This window comes from Chlorogloeopsis sp. ULAP02 (assembly GCF_038404745.2).
Taxonomy (GTDB): Bacteria; Cyanobacteriota; Cyanobacteriia; order Cyanobacteriales; family Nostocaceae; genus Chlorogloeopsis.
The window spans coordinates 52,428-71,974 of the sequence record NZ_JAYKTT020000061.1; the positions used below are offsets into that span (position 1 = coordinate 52,428).

A 19,547-nucleotide genomic window follows, 5' to 3' on the forward strand; every position below is an offset into this window, starting at 1 on the left:
CTACCAAACATTAGTCTAGTTTTTATGTCTGCTCATTCAATTGATATTGCCTTAACGCAGTTGGAAGAACAGATAAACGATTGTGAAAAGGCTTTGGTGAGGTTTATTGAGGACAAAAAACAGATGTCAGATCAATCAATGACAGTCGAAAAGATTAACAGAAAATTGCAACATAATCCTATTGCCATTATTGGCATAGCTTCTTTATTTCCCCAAGCTAAAAATGTACAAGAGTACTGGCAAAACATTGTTAACAAACTCGATTGCATTACTGATATTCCATCAACCCACTGGAGTGTAGAAGACTACTACGATCCAAACCCCAGAACACCTGAAGATAAAACCTACTGTAAAAAAGGTGGATTTCTTCCCCACGTTGATTTTAACCCAATGGACTTTGGAATACCACCAAATATATTAGAAGTTACAGATGTTTCGCAACTGTTAGGCTTGTTAGTTGCCAAACAAGCAATGGAAGATGCCGGCTATGGGGAAAGCCGGGAATTTAACCGCGAAACAGTTGGAGTTATTTTGGGTTCGGCAGCATTGAAACTGGGAATTCCCCTTGCTGCTCGCCTGCAATATCCGATTTGGAAAAAAGCACTTAAAAGTAGCGGCTTATCCGATGAGGATACAGAAAAAATTATCAAAAAAATCCAAAGCGCCTATGTGAAATGGGATGAAAATGCATTTCCCGGTATGTTAGCTAACGTAATTTCCGGGCGCATTGCCAACCGTTTAAACTTAGGCGGAATAAATTGTACAGTTGATGCTGCTTGTGCTAGCTCCTTCGCTGCCCTAAAAATGGCGGTTAGCGAATTGGTAGAGCATCGCTGCGATATGATGCTCAGTGGTGGGGTTGATACTGATAACTCAATCACGGCTTATATCAGTTTCAGTAAAACGCCAGCCGTATCTCCTAGCGAAAAAGTCCAGCCTTTTGATGCCAAGTCGGATGGGATGATGCTGGGTGAAGGCATCGGCATGATAGTCCTCAAACGCTTAGAAGATGCGGTACGGGACAATGATAAAATCTATGCAGTCATCAAAGGTATTGGCACATCCAGTGATGGACGCTATAAGAGCATTTATGCTCCCCGCAAAGAAGGGCAGGTGCAAGCTTTACGCCGTGCCTATGAGGATGCAGGTTTTGCTCCAGAAACTGTCAGCCTGATTGAAGCCCACGGTACGGGTACAATGGCTGGCGATCCCACAGAATTCGCCTCTTTACGGGACTTTTTTGGGGAACATAACTCCAAAAAGCATCAAGTTGCTCTTGGTACTGTCAAATCCCAAATCGGACATACAAAAGCTGCTGCGGGTGCGGCTAGTATTATCAAAACTGCTTTGGCACTGCACCACAAGATTTTACCGCCCACGATTAACGTTACTGAACCCAATCCCAAGCTTAACATCAAAAATTCTGCCTTTTATTTGAATACCGAAACTAGGCCTTGGATTCGTTCGGAAGGAGAACCACCAAGGCGGGCGGGAGTAAGTTCCTTTGGCTTTGGCGGTACAAATTACCACGTGGTTCTAGAAGAGTACGCAGGCGAACACAACAACGCCTATCGGATGCATAAGGCTCCCGGTGAGGTGCTGTTGTTTGCTTCAACTCCAGCCCAATTGTTGAGCAGTTGTGAAGAAGTTTTAAGCCAGTTGCAGTCTGAAGCAGGCGACAAACACTATCTAGAACTGGTAGAAAACTGCAAAACCAAAGAAATTCCTCAAAATGCTGCCAGAATAGGTTTTGTCGCAGAAACTCTTACTGAAGCTTGCAAGTTCCTACAAATCAGTATCGACTTGCTGAAAAATAAAGCTTCTGCGCCAGCATGGGAACATCCCCAAGGCATTTACTACCGCGCTTCTGGTATGGAGTTAGGCGGAAAAGTAGTCGCTTTATTTTCCGGACAAGGCTCGCAATACTTGAATATGGGGCGGGAATTGGTAATGAATTTCCCCGAACTGCGGCAGCTTTATGGCTACATGGATAGCTTATTACGCAAAGATAATTTTCAGCCGCTATCGGAAATAGTTTTTCCCCATCCCGTATTTGAAGAGGCGGAAAAGAATGCCCAAGTGGCAGCATTGCAGCGTACAGAATATGCCCAGCCTGCAATTGGGATGTTAAGTGCTGGGATGTACAAATTACTGCAACAATCTGGATTTAAAGCAGATTTTGTTGCCGGGCATAGTTTTGGTGAAATTACGGCTTTGTGGGCAGCAGGGGTGTTAAGTGACGCTGATTATTGTTTCCTGGTGAAAGCTAGAGGGCAAGCAATGGCAGCTCCCCAAGATCCGAATTACGATACGGGAGCCATGCTGGCGGTAAAAGAAGAACTCGAAAAAGTGGAAGGAGTTCTCAAGAATTTTCTGCAAGTAGCGATCGCTAATCTCAATTCTCCTCGACAAGTGGTACTAGCAGGCCCCACCGAGGAAATAGCGAAAGTGCGGGAAGCACTGCAACAACGGGGATATACTGCGATTTTGCTACCAGTCTCAGCAGCATTCCATACACCGCTAATTGCTTTTGCTCAAAAATCTTTTGCGATCGCGATCAAAAACGTTAACTTCCAAAATCCGCAACTACCCGTTTACACTAACGTCACAGGCAAAGAATATCCCAAACAACCAACGGAAATTCAAAAAATTCTCGAAACTCACCTCTCGAACTCGGTGTTGTTTAAGCAGGAAATAGAAAATATTTATGCGGCGGGGGGTTACTGTTTTGTAGAATTTGGGCCGAGGAACATACTTACTAACTTAGTACGGGAAATCTTGAGCGATCGCCCCCACATTGCGATCGCACTTAACCCCAGTGCTCAAAAGAACAGCGATCGCTCGCTCCGGGAAGCGGCTGTACAATTGCGTGTTGCTGGTATGTCTCTGAAAAACCTCGATCCCTACCAACTGCCACCAGTTATCTCTGAACCTCAGAAAAACAAGGGGTTGAGCGTCAAGTTAAACGGTACTAACTACGTATCAGAAAAAGTGAAAAAGGGGTTTGAGCAAGCTTTGCAGGATGGGCATCAGGTGAAACTGCACAAAAGCGAAGTAGTTACCTCCAAGTCTCTGGTGACAGCAACAGCAGCTACTTCCATTTCAACAATGCCAGAGAGTAACGGGCATATTGGGTTAAACGGAAATAACGGACATAGTAAAAAACCCGTTCTTGAAGAGGAAAAGGAGACAAGGAGACAACCAGACAAGGAGAAAAATTCTCTCCCACTCTCCCACTCTCCCACTCCCCCCCTCTCCCCCTCCCCCACTCTTCCCCTCCCTCCTACTTCCTCTCAACCAGTTCTAGGGTCGAAAATGAATGACGTACCAGATAAACTTGTAAATTACCAAAGAGTTTTAGAAAGCTTAGAGTATGCCTTGACGCAGTTTCAACAAAATCAAAGTGAAAATTTACAAGTTCACGCCCAATATCTCAACCATCAGGTGGAATACGCTAGAACCTTTTTCCAACTTGTGCAGCAGCAGAATTCCTTGTTTGGCAAAGGAGAACAATTACCCCAAGCAGCCAAGCTTAAAGGGAGCATCATCGACAGCTTAGATCGCAGCATGATGCAGTTTCACGCCCAACAAAGTGAAACCCTACGCATCCACGAACAATATCTCCACCATCAAGTAGAGTACACCAAAAACTTTTTCCAAGTCGTCCAGCAAGAGTACGCCCAGCTAGTTGGGGATGGCACTTCTGCTCAGGTAAGCTTACCTATAGCTCAAGAACCCCTGCCATCTTTAAATACTACAAATACTACGAAAGTAGAAACTCCTGTTCTCCCCACAGCTAAAATTCAGGAGAGCAAGCCGGAATCGGTAGTCATACGCGACATTCCTGCAATCAAGGAAGAAAGTTTTGTTCCCGCCACTACCCAAATCCAGGAAACTAAGCTTGAGCCTGTTGTACCTGTAGCTACAAATGGTACGAAAGTCGCAAAAAAAGAAACTCCTGTTCCTGCTACTACTGAAATTCAAGAAAGTAAGTTTTCTGCACCTCCAACTCCAGTTAGCACACCACCTCAGCCAACAGTTTCTCCAGCACCAGCCATTGATGTATCTGACTTAGATCAAAGCCTGCTAGCCATCACCAGTGAAAAAACTGGCTATCCAATCGAAATGCTCGATATGGACATGGATATGGAAGCAGACTTGGGTATAGACTCAATTAAACGCGTAGAAATCATGGGTGCGTTGCAAGAGAAATACCCAGATTTACCCAAGCCAAGTAACGTAGAAGAACTGGCAGAACTACGTACAATCGCGCAAATAGTTGAATATTTGAAATCTCTGGTTTCTGCTTCTACCCCGGTAGCAACAGTAACTGAAGTGGTTAGCACTCCTATACCAGCTGTAGTTAGCAATCCCGAACCTGCATTCATTGAGCCTGTTATTAACAATGATTCAACCACAGTCAGCGAAAGTGTAGCAGTTACAGCAGAAACTATCGTCACAGTTGCCGAAGCGTCTGCCCCCGCAGCAGATGTTGATTTGAGCCACTTGTCAGACGACTTGTTAGCCATCACCAGCGAGAAAACAGGCTATCCAGTAGAAATGCTAGAACTGGATATGGACATGGAGGCAGACTTAGGTATTGACTCGATTAAACGGGTAGAAATCATGGGTGCGTTACAAGAAAAGTACCCCGACTTACCCAAACCGAGTAATGTCGAAGAACTAGCAGAACTGCGTACAATCGGGCAAATTGTTGAGTACCTCCAGCGCTTGGCTGCGGGGGCGGAAAAAAAAAAGTACCAGCCTGAATCTAGTGACAAGCCAGACAGCTTAAAGCACAACATCCAGCGTCGCCCAGCCCAACTGCAAATTCTACCTCCACCGGATTTTTGGGAATTCTCATTACCAGAGGGACACATTATCTTAATCACCGATGATGGTTCCCTCACTACCTCTAAAGTAGCTGAGTTACTGAGCAAGCAAGGGCGGAAAGTAGTAGTTTTAAATTTCCCGCCTTCCCTCGTTCCCGAAAAATCCCCCTTACCACCAGGCGTAAATCGCGTAACCTTACAAGACTCAAGTGAGGAACATCTGCAACAACAACTAGCAGCGATCGCAACCAACTACGGCGCGGTAGGAGCATTTATCCACATTCACCCTATCTTCCAGGCAAGCGATAATAACACGGTGGCTTACTTCCCAGAAGAAAAAGCAATTGTGAAACAAGTCTTCTTCATGGCGAAACACCTGAAAAAATCCCTTACCGAAGCAGGTAATAATGGACGCAGTTGTTTCTGTACCGTAGCACGACTGGACGGCACTTTTGGGTTAGAACATGAAGTAAATTATGGAGCGATCGGCGCAGGTTTATTTGGATTAACTAAAACTTTAATTTGGGAATGGCCAAAAGTATTTTGTCGGGCGATCGACCTCAGTCCTAAAATTGATATTGAGTCCTCTGCACATCACATTATTGCCGAACTTCACGATCCGAATCGATATCTTACCGAAGTAGCATATGGTTCGCAAGGAAGAGTAACTCTTATCAGCACCCCCGACAGATAGCAAAGACGTAGACGTAACAGAAGACAAAGACATTCGGGGAGACAGAGTAAAAACAATTCGTCTCTGTCTCTCCATTCCCCAATCTAAGTAGTCCTTGCTGAACTGCGTACACCAGAAGATATGCCCAAGCCTCAAACAATTACTTATACTGGTCGCATAGTTGATAACAAAAAACAAGCTCCTATTTTAGGAGCTAAAGTTACGTTTGTTTCTCAAGGTAATTCAATTGTTTGCTATACAGATATAGAAGGAATTTATCAATTAGAAATTAACACAAATAAAAGTGATAGCATACACGCAAAATTAACAATAGAAGCTAACGGATATAAAACCTATTACTCTTCTATTAAAGTTTCACCTAAGCAGAAAGACCTTGGTGATATTAAACTTTTAGAACATCATGAAATTAAAGTTATAAATTCTTACCCCGAAACTGATACCTTTATACCCATTCCAATCATAGCAACTATCCTAGCAGGATTATTCATGATTACAATTCTTGCACTTCAAACTTCAAATTCCAAAACCCCTGTCAACAAACGTAATGATTCAATCAATATCTATCAACCATAAAACCATTATCTACAAGTAAAATTTCAACTTCAAATTCTGATATCATTAATAGCTCATTCAAGTAAATTCAAAATTTTATTCACTAATTTAATCTGAATCTAGTTATTTATAACTTACACACCATAACTCTCTGTTTCTTATTTCTCCGTGCTCTCTGTGCCTCTGTGGTTTTATTTTTCAGTGACTTACGCTTAACTTCTATTATTAAAAAATGAAACTCAATTATTATTTAGTATTTCTTACCACAGATGAACACAAATCATAACAGCTATGTTGGTTAAATGTAAGTAAATAATACCAAAGAAATAATCATTCTTAAACTAGGATAATCTTTTCCCTTCTGCCCTCTGCCATTTGCCTTCTTATCTCCTCATAATCAAGTTTTTTCAATTAACTTCATTCTCTAGTCTCTGCGAGCGCAAAAATTATGACTACAGCAACCCAAATTCGTCCTTCCTCAGTTTTTCTAGTGAGTGGTGGTGCCAAAGGCATTACAGCTAAATGTACTATCAAATTAGCACAGCAGTACCCCTGTAAATTTATTCTACTTGGACGTTCAGAACTTCTAGAAACAGAACCTGAATTTGCTCAAGATTGTTTTGATGAAGCAACATTAAAAAAACGCATCATGGAATATCTTCTTGCCAAAGGAGAAAAACCCACACCCATGAGCGTACAAAAAATATTTAATCAAATTTCCTCCAATCGAGAAATCAAGCAAACATTAGCAGAAATTCAACAGGCAGGAGGACAAGCAAAATACATTAACGTTGATGTCACAGATACTCAAGCTCTAAATCAAAAAATTACTAGTGCTGTTACCCAAATGGGAGAGATTACAGGTATTATTCATGGTGCTGGTAATTTAGCTGACAAGTTAATTGAAAAGAAAACAGAACAGGATTTTGAAAAAGTTTACACCGCCAAAGTACAGGGATTAGAAAATCTCCTAGCGTGCGTAAAACCAAATCAACTTGAGCATTTAGTCTTATTTTCTTCAGTCACAGGCTTTTACGGTAATATCGGACAATCTGATTACGCGATCGCCAACGAAATTCTCAACAAATCTGCCCACTCCTTCAAGCAAAAATATCCCCAATGTCACGTAGTTGCAATTAATTGGGGTGGTTGGGATAGCGGCATGGTAACACCGCAATTGAAAAAAGAATTTGCCAAACGAGGTATTGACATTATTCCGGTAGAAGCTGGAACACAAATGTTAGTTAACGAACTACACCCCGCTTATCACAATACTACCCAAGTTGTGATTGGCAGCCCAATGGTTCCACCTGCTGCACTTTTAGATCCAGATCTGCGTAGCTATCGCATCCGTCGTAAATTAACACTAGAAGGAAATCCCTTTTTACTGGATCATGTCATTGCTGGTAATCCTGTTTTACCTGCTACTTGTGCAGTATCGTGGATGTCGGATGCCTGTGAAAAACTTTATCCAGGATACAAAGCTTTTAGTAGCACAGATTTTCGAGTATTCAAAGGAATTACCTTCAATGAAACTCTAGCGGAAGAATATATTCTTGACTTACAAGAAACATCCAAGAATATTGATGCTCATGAAGTAAATTTCTCCTGCAAAATTTCGAGTCAAACTCCAGAAGGCAAAACCATATATCACTTCAGCACTAACATCAAACTTCTGCGTGATGTTCCTGCCGCTCCTATCTACGAAAGATTGAACCTCACAGAAGATAACATCATTACCACCATAGGTAAAGATTTTTATCAAACAGGAGAAGCAGCACTATTTCATGGCTCCGCATTTCAACAATTGAGAAGAGTAATAAATATTAATTCCGAAAAAATCACCACTGAATGTTTTTGGCAAGCAATCAACAAAGTACAACAAGGACAATTTCCAGCCTACTGGGTTAACGCTTTTACAACTGATTTGAGTACTCATCCTTTATGGATTTGGCTGCATCATTACCATCAAGAAATTTGCTTACCAGGACAACAAGAAAGATACGAACAGTTTGCCAAAACTCCTTATAACGAACCATTTTATGTATCTTGTGAAGTCAAAATTAAAACACAAACAAGTGTGGTTGCCGATTTCTTTATACACGATAAACAAGGAAAAATTTACTCCCAACTTTTAGGAGGTAGAGGAATTATTTTTCCAGCTAAATTAATGCAGCCAAAAGCTTAGTAGTTAGTAGTTAGTAGATACTTGTTCTCTTTGTTCACTCTGTGTTTATTGCAGTTTATTTTCTTTTCTTTGTGTACTTTGTGTACTTTGTGGTTCGTTTCCTTTAATAATTAGGAGGCAGAGCCTCGTATCTCTCGTTACTAGGTTCAACCTAGTAACGAGAAGAAATAACCACTAACCACTATCCACTAACTACTTCTCCATAAAAAATGATAAATAACAAGGAACAAATGACTATGGAAAAAATTGCAATTATCGGATTTGGATGTCTATTTCCTGATGCTAAAAATCCTGATGAATTTTGGCATAATCTCATTCAAAAAAAAGATTCTACATCATCTTTAAGTGTTAATGAAATTGGAGTAGAGCCACAAATATTTTTCGATCCAGCGAAAGGTAAACCAGATAAAGTCTATTCTTTAAAGGGAGCATTTATCCGTGATTTTAAATTTGACTCCACAGGATACAAGCTACCACCAAAATTTCTGGAATCCTTAGATAAAACCTTTCAATGGTCATTGTACGTTGCCAAACAAGCTTTACAACATAGCGGTTATTTAGAGCAAGAATCTATTCTCTCAAGATGCGGAGTCATATTAGGTAATCTTTCTCTCCCCACCAAAGCCTCCAACCAATTATTGGCACCGATTTATCAGCAAATTTTAGCACCTGCTGTTCAAGAACTTTTACAGCAACCAGAATTCGATTTAGCTGCTTTGGAGACATCTAAGGAAGCCTCATCCTACAATGCGATGATATCGGGCTTACCAGCAGCTATCATTGCTCAAGCTTTTTCTCTATCAAATATTCATTTTTGTATCGATGCTGCTTGTTCTTCACCTCAATATGCTACCAAGCTAGCATCCCATTATTTATGGACGCACAAAGCTGATTTGATGTTAGCCGGAGGCATCAGCTGTGCAGATCCACTGTTCTTACGAATGCTGTTTTCTGGTATCCAAGGATATCCTGAAGATGATATTAGTCGTCCTTTAGATAAAATGTCGCGGGGAATGCTGACTGCTGAAGGTGTCGGGATGGTGGTATTGAAACGATATAGCGATGCAGTTCGAGATGGCGATCACATTTACGCTACTATCTCCGGTAACGGTTTATCTAATGATGGACGAGGTAAGCATTTACTTAGCCCCAATTCTAAAGGACAAACTCTTGCTTTTGAACGCGCCTACCAAGAAGCTGAAATTAGTCCTCAAAATATTGATTACATGGAGTGCCACGCCACCGGTACTTTGTTGGGAGATTCCACAGAATTTCAATCTGTAGAAACTTTCTTTGGTAAGTATCAAGCAACTCCTTTACTTGGTTCTGTAAAATCTAATGTCGGTCATTTACTTACTGCCGCTGGCAGCGTTAGCTTAATTAAAGTGCTAACGAGTATGTCCAAAGGCGTTATTCCAGCGACAATAAATATAACAGAACCGATGGGAAGTGAAGAAAATGTCATTTCCCCACAACGCATTGTTACTAGTACCACGAATTGGCCTAACAATACACCAATAAAACGCGCTTCAATCAGCGCTTTTGGTTTGGGCGGAACTAATGCCCACATGATTTTAGAACAAGGTAACGTAGAGGACACGGGGAATATAAATAAAAGTTTCTCCGCGTCTTTTGAAACCGCGTCCTCTTCCGAACCTCTCCATCCTGCCAAACTTGCCATTGTTGGTATGGATGCCTTTTTTGGTGCTTGCGATGGTTTAGAAGCTTTTGAGCGCAGTATTTACGAAGGCACGCAACATTTTATTCCTCTACCACCCCAAAGATGGCACGGTGTAGAAAAGCAAGCAGAGTTACTAAAAAAATACGGTTTGACAGATGGGAAGCCGCCACAAGGAGCATACATCACAGATTTTGAAATTGATACTGTTTCTAGCAAAATTCCCCCAAATGAACTAGAAAAGCTCAATCAGCAACAGCTGTTAATGTTAAAAGTTGCCGAACGTGCTTTGAGAGATGCGGGTATAAAAGAAGGTGCAAATGTCGCAGTTGTGATGGCGACAGAAACACAATTATCTGTGCATCAATTGCAGCAAAGATGGAATTTATCCTGGCAGGTAAAAGAAGGCTTAATTGCTGGAGAAATTTCTCTACCACCCGATAAAGTCAGCCAATTAGAAACAATTGTTAAAGATGGCATTCACAATCCAGTCGAAAGCAGTGAATATGTGAGTTACATCGCCAACATTATGGCGAGTCGCATTTCTTCGCTATGGGATTTTACCGCTCCTGTATTTACCATCACCGCCGGAGAAAATTCTACTTTCAAAGTTTTGGAAATAGCACAGCACTTACTTGCGACTGGAGAAGCAGAAGCCGTACTTGTAGGTGCCGTTGATTTAGCTGGCACTCTAGAAAATGTTTTATTGCGCAACCAACTAGCTGTAATTAATACAGGCGCAAATACCCTTTCCTACGATCAAAAAGTGAATGGCTGGATGGTAGGGGAAGGGGCAGGCGCAGTAGTATTGAAGCTACATGAAACTGCGAAAAAAACAAGCGATCGCATTTACGCAGTCGTCGATGCCATCAGTTTCGCACAACAGCAAAATACTGGTTTGGGAACCCCGGATGCCAAAGCCGTAACTCAAGCTTGTCAGCAAGCTTTATTGATGGCGGGTGTCAAACCTTCAGAAGTCAACTATCTGGAAGTTTATGGCAGTGGCGTTGACAAAGAAGACGAAGCAGAAATCACAGGTTTACTGCAAGCTTATCCTGGCAGTGCCAATGATTTAAGCTGCGCGATTGGCAGCGTCAAAGCAAACATCGGACACACCTATGTTGCATCGGGAATTGCCAGTTTAATTAAGACAGCTCTGTGCCTTTATTATAGATATGTTCCAGGGACACCCAAGTGGTCTGAAGTTAAAGAGAAAGAAGTATGGCAGAATAGTCCTTTTTATGTTGCCACCGAATCAAGACCTTGGTTTCTGGATAAACAAGCGACTAAAAGAATTGCTGCCATCAATAGCATCGGCATGGATGGTACTTATGCCCATGTGATCTTATCAGAAGAACCAGATCAAAAGGAACGCAACAGCAGATTTTTACAGCAAACTCCATTTTACTTGTTCCCTATTGCCGGACGCGATCGCGCTGATTTATTTGAACAAATTGACGCCCTCGAAAAGTCTGTCAGCAACGGTACTTCTCTAGCACACGCTGCTAACCTAGCCTTTGCTAACTTTAAATTGTGTTCCGATCCTAATTACGTTCTAGCAATTCTGGCACACAACCAAAAAGAATTAACCAAAGAAATCGAAGCTGCCCGTAAAGGTATAAACAAAGCTTTTGAACGTGGGGTAGATTGGCAAACACCACTAGGTAGCTACTTCACAACCAAGCCATTAGGTAAAAAAGGAGAAGTCGCTTACGTCTATCCAGCAGCAGTCAATTCATATCTAGGTATTGCCCGCAATCTCTTCCGTTTATTTCCCGAAACCCTCGATGATATTGCTGTTACCAAACTACAAAATCTTGTTGCCGACATTTCCCGCATCGTATTTCCTAGAAGCCTGAACAAGCTTTCATCTCGGCAATTAGAAACTCTTGAGCAACAATTCTTAGACGATCCTCTAGCCATCTTCGACGTAGATATGTTGTTTACCAGATTTATCACGCAAATTATGCGAGATGAATTCCAAGTTAAGCCAAAAATGCTCTTTGGTTACAGCTTGGGTGAGACTAGCATGATGTCTGCGGCTGGGGTATGGGATAACTTTACCGAAGGAATAATTGCCCTACACGCCTCACCACTATTTGCTGACAGGTTATCCGGTGCCAAAAATACTGTGCGCGAGTATTGGCAAATGCCAACATCTCAGCAATCACCGAACAATGACTTCTGGGCTAACTATGTACTCATGACTACCCCATCTCAGTTGAGAGAATACCTCCAACATGAGCCGCGCGTCTTTTTAACTCAAATCAATACACCCGAAGAAGTCGTCATCGCCGGTGAACCAGCAGCTTGTGAAAGAATTATTCAAATTTTAGGCTGCAACGCTTTCCGCGCTCCCTTCGACCACGTCATTCACTGTGAAGCGATGGCTTCCGAGTACGGAGAAATAGCCAGAGTTAACACCTTACCCATCTGTAAAACCTTACCAGACGTTGTGCTTTACTGTGCAGCTGAGTATGGCCCAGTGAAATTAGAAAGTCAAGCGATCGCTCACAGTATTGCCAAAGGTTTGTCACAACCCCTTGACTTCCCGCGCTTAGTCAATCGAGTTTACGAAGATGGAGCCAAGATATTTATTGAAACTGGTGCTGGTAATGTTTGTTCGCGATGGATTGATAAAATTCTCAGCGACAAAGAACACATCACCATATCTCTAAATAGAAGAGGTTTAGACGATCATAGTGGTATTGTCAAAGCACTAGCAAAACTTGTCAGCCATCAAGTTTCTGTAGATTTATCGCCACTTTATACTCAAGTAGCAGAAACTCTTAAAAAACCTACCCTGAGAAAAGTTACCTTGGGTGGTAAAAGTTTTACTGACAAAATCTTGACTGAAGAGAATAAAAAACTCTTCCAAAACCTAGCTCAAAAGTCTCATAGCAAAATCCTCAACAGCGGTAGTAATGAAAAATTCATCCCTCCATCCGAGACTAAGGCAGAGGAAATATCAATGCAAAATATCATGGATAACAGCTTAGAGCCAAAAAAAGAAGTACAATTTCGGGAGTTGGTTGCTAATCATCCCCATCCTACTTATAGTTTCAGCTTGTCAAATGTAAGCACCTCTCACTATCAAAAGTTGAATGCTAATAACTTCAAGGTTCATAAAACTCATGCAGCATTCTTAAAATCCCGTCAAGAGTTTAGCAAGCAAATGAGTGAGTTGATTCAATTACAATTAGTTTGTGCTGAAAATTTGCTGAGTGAGTAAAGGTTTGTTGAGAGCTATTTTGTAGCATTAAGAGTATGTATTTAACGAACCACAAAGGACGCAAAGAGCGCTAAGAATAAGAGTTTGAGATATCAAATTTTCTTACATTCAGCAGCGCCCAAAAATTAATTCTCTCTTCATATCTTTTCTTCGTGTTCTTCGTGTTATTTGTGGTTTATTCTTTAATCTGCTAATCATCAAATCGAGGGATAACTTCCGTGACAACTGTAGATGCAGTGCTAAATAAACAGGATAATGGTCTTACCTTTTTTGGCTCTCCCTGCAATTTCAATCAAGTCTGGAAAGGTTCTTTAGATTGTGTAAGTTTTGACCCTAATCTCATCAAAGATAAACTCTTAGCATTAGATAAACCTTGTTATATTGTTAGAATTGATGGAAAAATTGGTATTAGTCATGATGGTTATTTGTCTCCTGCGGAAAATGGCAAAATAGGACAAGCCGAACTATTAATGGCTGTCCCACCAATCAGTTTGCAACAATTAGGAGACCCCAATTTTCTCTCTTTTCATAATGTCAAATATGCCTATACTACTGGCGCAATGGCTGGGGCGATCGCTTCCGAAGAAATGGTCATTGCTCTAGGAAAGGAGAGAATTTTAGCTTCTTTTGGTGCAGGTGGTTTAACTCCCAATCGCTTAGAAGCAGCTATTCACCGTATTCAAGAAGCTTTACCTCAAGGGCCTTATGCTTTCAATTTAATTCACAGTCCCAATGAACCTGCAATTGAGCGCGGTGCAGTAGATTTATACCTCAGATATGGGGTGAGAACAATAGAAGCTTCGGCATTTTTAGATTTGACTCCTAATATTGTTTACTATCGTGCGGCGGGATTGAGTGTAAATTCTGCTAACGAAATTGAAATTAAAAATAAAGTCATTGCTAAAATTTCGCGGCGAGAAGTTGCTACTAAGTTTATGCAACCAGCACCAGAAAAAATGCTGCGAGAATTGGTTGCACAAGGTTTAATTAGTGAGTTACAGGCGAATTTGGCAGCAAAAATTCCTCTAGCTGATGATATTACTGTTGAAGCAGATTCTGGTGGTCATACAGATAATCGTCCCCTAGTTTGTTTGTTACCTTCAATGGTGGCTCTGCGGGATGAAATTCAAGCTCAATATTGTTACGAAAAACCCATTAGAGTTGGAGTAGCGGGTGGAATTGCCTCTCCACAATCTGCTTTAGCAGGCTTTATGATGGGTGCTGCTTATATTGTCACTGGTTCAATAAATCAGTCATGTATTGAATCTGGTTCTTGTCAACATACTAAGCAATTGTTAGCACAAGCAGATATGGCTGATGTGATGATGGCACCAGCAGCAGATATGTTTGAAATGGGAGTAAAACTCCAAGTTCTCAAACGTGGTACTATGTTCCCTCTCCGCGCTCAAAAGTTGTACGAAATATATAGAAACTATAATTCTATTGAAGAAATTCCTGCTCCGGAGCGAGAGAAATTAGAGAAACAAATTTTCCGTAAAACTCTTGCTCAGGTTTGGGAAGAAACTGTTACTTATTTGTCTCAGAAAAATCCAGAAAAATTGGGTAAGGCAGTTAATAATCCTAAAATGAAAATGGCGTTGATTTTCCGCTGGTATTTAGGATTATCTTCACGTTGGTCAAACTCTGGAGAAAAGGGCAGGGAAGTCGATTATCAAATTTGGTGCGGCCCGGCGATCGGCAGTTTTAATAATTGGGTAAAAGGTTCTTATCTAGCAGAACCAAATAATCGTCGAGTTGTGGATGTAGCTCATCACATCATGACTGGAGCCGCATTTTTATATCGCATTCAAAGCTTAAAAATTCAAGGAATACAAATTCCTGACTACTACAGTCAATATTCCCCAGTTCGTTCTACCTTGGAAGCGTAAATATGATGGCATCAAAAAAAGTTTTAACAGCAGCAGAAATTCAAGCTTGGTTGATATCTCAGCTAGCGGAAGCATTAAATGTTGAACCTGAGGAAATTGATATCGAGCAACCATTAGATAGCTATGGTTTAGATTCTACTCAGGCAATGCTGATTGTCGGCAAATTAGAAAAAATGCTGGGATTTAAAGTGTCTCCCACATTGCTGTGGCATTATCCAACAGTTGCTACTCTCTCCCAGCGTTTAGGTGAAGAATCAGAAGAATCAGAGGTAAAAGATACTCCCACTGCCAAAAGTGCCTCTGTCTCTGTAATTAAGCCTGTCTTAGATTTAAGTGCTGAAGCTGTTCTCGATCCAAGTATCCGTCCTACATCTACATCTTTTCACTTTACATCTCAACCAGAAAACGTCTTTTTAACTGGTGGTACCGGATTTTTAGGAGCTTTTTTAATCCACGAATTACTAGAGCAGACAAATGCAGATATTTACTGCTTAGTACGTGCCGCTAATTCCGAAGAAGGCAAGCAAAAACTGAAGAAAAATCTCCAAAATTATGCTCTTTGGAATGAACAATTCAGTCCTAGAATTATCCCCATTTTGGGAGATTTATCAAAACCTTTGCTAGGAATTAGTCCTCAAGGATTTGATATGCTAGCGATGAATCTTGATAGCATTTATCATAGTGCTGCCACGCTGAATTATGTCTATCCATATTCAGCAATGAAAGCTCCCAATGTTTTGGGAACACAAGAAGTTTTGCGTTTGGCGTGTTTATTTAAAGTTAAGCCTGTACATTACGTTTCTAGTGTTGCGGTTTTTGAATCACCGTTTTATGCTGGTAAAGTAGTCAAAGAAGATGACAGCTTTAAGCATTGGCAAGGTATTTTTCTCGGTTACTCACAAACCAAATGGGTAGCAGAAAAGCTAGTTAAAATTGCAAGCGATCGCGGATTGCCTGTGACGATTCATAGACCACCTTTAATTGCAGGAGATAGCAAAACAGGTGTCTGCAACACAGATGACTTTATCAATTTGGTAATTAAAGGCTGTATCCAAATGGGATGTTTTCCAAATGTTGATTATATGTTGGATGCATCGCCTGTAGATTATGTCAGTAAAGCTGTTGTTTATCTATCAAGACAAAAAGAATCTCTAGGTCAAGCTTTTCACTTGCAGCATCCCGAACCTGTTCCTTTAACTAATTTACTTGAGTGGATGAACTCTTTGGGTTTTCCTATTGAAGTAATTCCTTACGAACAATGGCAAACAAAGTTAATTAACGAGATCTCTTCTGCCGAAAATCCTCTATATACTCTACGACCTTTCTTACTAGAACGCTGGTCAGAAGAACAAATCACTATTCCCGATTTGTACCTACAAAGTAGAAGACCGATAATTAATTGTCAAGCTACCCTAAATGCACTTGCAGGTAGTGGTATCGTTTGCCCCGCAATGGACAATCAATTGTTTATGACATATTCTGCTTACCTCATTCAGAATGGTTTTCTGAGTGTTGCTTAGTACGGATTACACAATTTAGTCTCAAGCTAAAAAGTGTCATAGCTGTTTTTCTATCTTACGATCCCCCTATGTATCTTTGTCAGGTAGGATTGCTGGGGGATCTAATTTTTAGCAACAACATAGATAATTTGTATATTCATACTCAAGTGTTTATACATATTTAATTAGATGAAAACTTTTTTGATAGGTAAATATCCTATTAAAAAATATTGCCTGCTGAATTAGAAATTTAGATTTGTTCAAATATTTATCAATGCGAACTCAATTTCTCTGTAGATATGTTTGATAAAAACTTATCTCAAACATATGCCAATTGACAGATTTCGGAAATGATAGACCCTCTTTAACATAGGCTTGGGGGCATTGAGATTTTCACTTCGGATTAGAGCTTGCTTATCTCAGCTGCTCAAACTAAAACAATTAGACTATTTGTAAATTAATTTCTGGTAATTTCTGGAATATTTGTTCGTAAGATTAAGAACAAATACTCTCTGTTGTCACGAAGAGTATCTAGATTTATGAACCTTAAAGATAAAACTATCCTAATTACAGGAATAGGTGGATTTATTGGCTTGCGTACTACAGAATTAGCGATCGCCCAGGGAATGCATGTTAAAGGAATAGAATATGACCCTACTAACGCAAAAATAGCACAGAATCTGGGAGCAGAAGTAATTGTTGGTAGCGTCTGCGATCCGGTTGTGGCACAACAGGCTTGTCAAGGAGTAGATATAATTCTGCACACAGCTGCTCTTGTCAAAGAAGGAGGCTCGCTAGAGGAGTTTCGTAAGGTTAATGTTGGTGGCACCCTCAACATAGCAAGAGCAGCGATAAATGCTGGTGTCAAAACTTTTATTCACCTCTCAAGTGTTATCGTCTATGGCTTTACCTACGCCAATAAAATTACAGAAGAAGGGCCATTCCGGAGTGAGGATAATCCTTACTCTCTAACAAAAATAGAAAGTGAACAAGAAATCTTGAAGCTAAACGCACCACCAAATTTTGGTGTAATTATTATTAGACCAACTGCTGTTTACGGGCCAAGAAGTAGCCCTTGGGTAATCCGTCCTCTTACACTGATGCGCCAAAAACGATTTGTGATGCCTGATGATGGACGGGGAGTAATGAACCATGTATATATAGACAATTTAATAGATGGAATCTTTCTTGCTATAGAAAAGGAAGCATATGGAGAAGCTTTCAATATCTCTGATGGGCAAGAAACTTCTTGGAAAGAATACTATACACGTTTAGCTGAAGTTGGAAATGTTCCTCCACCCTCCTCTCTACCAGCACCGATAGTCAAGATTTTGATTCGCTTGGAGTGGTTAAGAATGAAATTTCTAGGTCAAGAACCTGTTATTTTTCCAGCAGCTGTAGATTTCTCCACTAGTCCTCATGCTTATTCACTCGAAAAAGCACAAAGCCAGCTAGGTTACAAGCCAAAAGTAACTCTAGAAGAAGGAATGGAATATATACGGCAATGGCTGAAAAACACAGATATTCAGACATAAAGCTTTTCTGAATCAAGGGATGATTCTTGTAGGATAGGTATCCTTTGTTCATCGCATTAATTATGATGGTTATATAAGTTCGTAGTAAGGACTTTAGTCCTAAGCTTTTAGAGCACTAAAGTGCTTACTACAAACCTATAAAAACTTATGCGATAGACCACTAGTCATCAGACAGAAACTTTTCAAATTCTACCGCTGGTATTGGTCGGCTGAAAAGAAAACCTTGCATAGCATCACAACGATTTTGACGCAAAAAATCTAGTTCTTCTTCAGTTTCTACACCCTCAGCAATCACCTGGAACTTGAGATTATGTCCCATCTGAATCAACGCAGTTGTTATCGCTGCTTTCTGATAGTCATTATTAACATTGTGGATAAAGTAGCGGTCAAGCTTTAATTTATTAATCGGTAATTTTTTCAGATACATTAATGAAGATTGACCAGTACCAAAATCATCAATAGCAATTTTTACTCCTAAAGCTCGTAACTCACTCATCGTTGCGATCGCCATGTTCATATCTTGTACAATTAGACTTTCAGTGAGTTCTAATTCTAAATAGTCTGGCTCCAAATTGTTTTGTGCTAAAAATGCCACTATTTTTTTACTCAAATCTGGATGAGTAAATTGACGGGCAGACAAATTAACAGCGATCCGTAACGGAGAATAGCCTGCATCACGCCAAGCTTTATTTTGTTCACATACACTTTGTAATACCCACTCACCAATAGGGATAATTAAACCTGTAGACTCTGCTAAAGAAATTAATTCTGAAGTAGCAACAATTCCTAATTCAGGACTCTGCCAACGTAGTAAAGCTTCTGCACCACAAATATAGCCTGATTGAAGATCTACTTGTGGTTGATATTCAATATAAAATTCTCGAAATTGTACTTGTTCTATTGATCTGCGTAAAATATTTTTTACAATCAGCATTTCTGAATTTGAAGTATTTACTGATGTACTAGCAGAAAATTGCTGTTTCAAAATTGCTTGTTTTTGTAGACGACTATCTATAGCACTTAATAATTCTGCACGAGTAAATGGCTTAGTAATATAGTCATCAGCACCTAGATCCATACCTTGGCGAAAGTCTGTCTTGGTTGCTTTTGCTGTAATAAAAATAAATGGAATTGTAGCAGTTAACTGTTCTTGACGTAATGCTGTTAGTACACCAAAACCATCAAGTTCTGGCATCATTAGATCACATAAAATTAAATCAGGAGCCTCACTGTGAGCTAACTTAACTCCTATTTTGCCATTAGCAGCACCAATCGTATCAAAATTTTCAGATCCTAGTAAATCCAAAAGATTTTCCCGAACTGTTTGTTCATCTTCAATCACTAAAATTTTAGTCATAATCTCCGCAATATTTTAAAAAATAGGAATTAGTTAGTAGGTAGTGGGTAGTGGTTGATTGGTAATTTATTTTGGATATAACTACTAATCA

Annotated in this window: 8 protein-coding genes; 7 read left to right on the forward strand and 1 reads right to left on the reverse strand. The window is 40.3% G+C overall.

The window, feature by feature from the left end:
• The first annotated feature begins 24 nt into the window (after nucleotides 1–24).
• The 7 genes from U2718_RS20900 (at nucleotide 25) to U2718_RS20930 (ending at nucleotide 18,099) form a co-directional block, all read left to right on the forward strand.
• Nucleotides 25–5,526: a beta-ketoacyl synthase N-terminal-like domain-containing protein gene (locus U2718_RS20900; RefSeq protein ID WP_342000732.1), complete on the forward strand. Its 5,502-nt coding sequence runs from the start codon at nucleotides 25–27 to the stop codon at nucleotides 5,524–5,526.
• Nucleotides 5,527–5,646: 120 nt separating this feature from the next.
• Nucleotides 5,647–6,099 carry a carboxypeptidase-like regulatory domain-containing protein gene (locus tag U2718_RS20905; RefSeq protein ID WP_342000730.1) on the forward strand — a complete coding sequence of 151 codons (453 nt, stop codon included), beginning with the start codon at nucleotides 5,647–5,649 and terminating at the stop codon, nucleotides 6,097–6,099.
• 427 nt (nucleotides 6,100–6,526) lie between these two features.
• Nucleotides 6,527–8,266 (forward strand): SDR family NAD(P)-dependent oxidoreductase, encoded by a 1,740-nt coding sequence (locus U2718_RS20910; RefSeq protein ID WP_342000728.1) that lies wholly within the window; start codon nucleotides 6,527–6,529, stop codon nucleotides 8,264–8,266.
• A gap of 236 nt (nucleotides 8,267–8,502) precedes the next feature.
• A complete protein-coding gene (locus U2718_RS20915; RefSeq protein WP_342000726.1) occupies nucleotides 8,503–13,176 on the forward strand; it encodes a PfaB family protein in 4,674 nt (1,557 codons plus the stop codon).
• 218 nt (nucleotides 13,177–13,394) lie between these two features.
• Nucleotides 13,395–15,065 (forward strand): PfaD family polyunsaturated fatty acid/polyketide biosynthesis protein, encoded by a 1,671-nt coding sequence (locus U2718_RS20920; RefSeq protein WP_342000724.1) that lies wholly within the window; start codon nucleotides 13,395–13,397, stop codon nucleotides 15,063–15,065.
• A gap of 2 nt (nucleotides 15,066–15,067) precedes the next feature.
• Nucleotides 15,068–16,585: a thioester reductase domain-containing protein gene (locus U2718_RS20925; RefSeq protein ID WP_342000722.1), complete on the forward strand. Its 1,518-nt coding sequence runs from the start codon at nucleotides 15,068–15,070 to the stop codon at nucleotides 16,583–16,585.
• A 518-nt stretch (nucleotides 16,586–17,103) separates the two neighbouring features.
• Nucleotides 17,104–18,099 carry an NAD-dependent epimerase/dehydratase family protein gene (locus U2718_RS20930; RefSeq protein WP_342000720.1) on the forward strand — a complete coding sequence of 332 codons (996 nt, stop codon included), beginning with the start codon at nucleotides 17,104–17,106 and terminating at the stop codon, nucleotides 18,097–18,099.
• A 160-nt stretch (nucleotides 18,100–18,259) separates the two neighbouring features.
• On the opposite strand, the gene U2718_RS20935 is transcribed toward U2718_RS20930, so the two are convergent.
• Nucleotides 18,260–19,456: an EAL domain-containing response regulator gene (locus U2718_RS20935; protein ID WP_342000718.1), complete on the reverse strand. Its 1,197-nt coding sequence runs from the start codon at nucleotides 19,454–19,456 to the stop codon at nucleotides 18,260–18,262.
• Nucleotides 19,457–19,547 lie beyond the last annotated feature (91 nt).

What these genes read in the sequence shown, in the direction of transcription:
- U2718_RS20905 (WP_342000730.1), top strand. Translation starts at nt 5,647, where the DNA reads ATGCCCAAGCCTCAAACAATTACTTATACTGGTCGCATAGTTGATAAC.
- U2718_RS20910 (WP_342000728.1), top strand. Translation starts at nt 6,527, where the DNA reads ATGACTACAGCAACCCAAATTCGTCCTTCCTCAGTTTTTCTAGTGAGT.
- U2718_RS20915 (WP_342000726.1), top strand. Translation starts at nt 8,503, where the DNA reads ATGGAAAAAATTGCAATTATCGGATTTGGATGTCTATTTCCTGATGCT.
- U2718_RS20930 (WP_342000720.1), top strand. Translation starts at nt 17,104, where the DNA reads ATGAACCTTAAAGATAAAACTATCCTAATTACAGGAATAGGTGGATTT.
- U2718_RS20925 (WP_342000722.1), top strand. Translation starts at nt 15,068, where the DNA reads ATGATGGCATCAAAAAAAGTTTTAACAGCAGCAGAAATTCAAGCTTGG.
- U2718_RS20900 (WP_342000732.1), top strand. Translation starts at nt 25, where the DNA reads ATGTCTGCTCATTCAATTGATATTGCCTTAACGCAGTTGGAAGAACAG.
- U2718_RS20935 (WP_342000718.1), bottom strand. Translation starts at nt 19,456, where the DNA reads ATGACTAAAATTTTAGTGATTGAAGATGAACAAACAGTTCGGGAAAAT.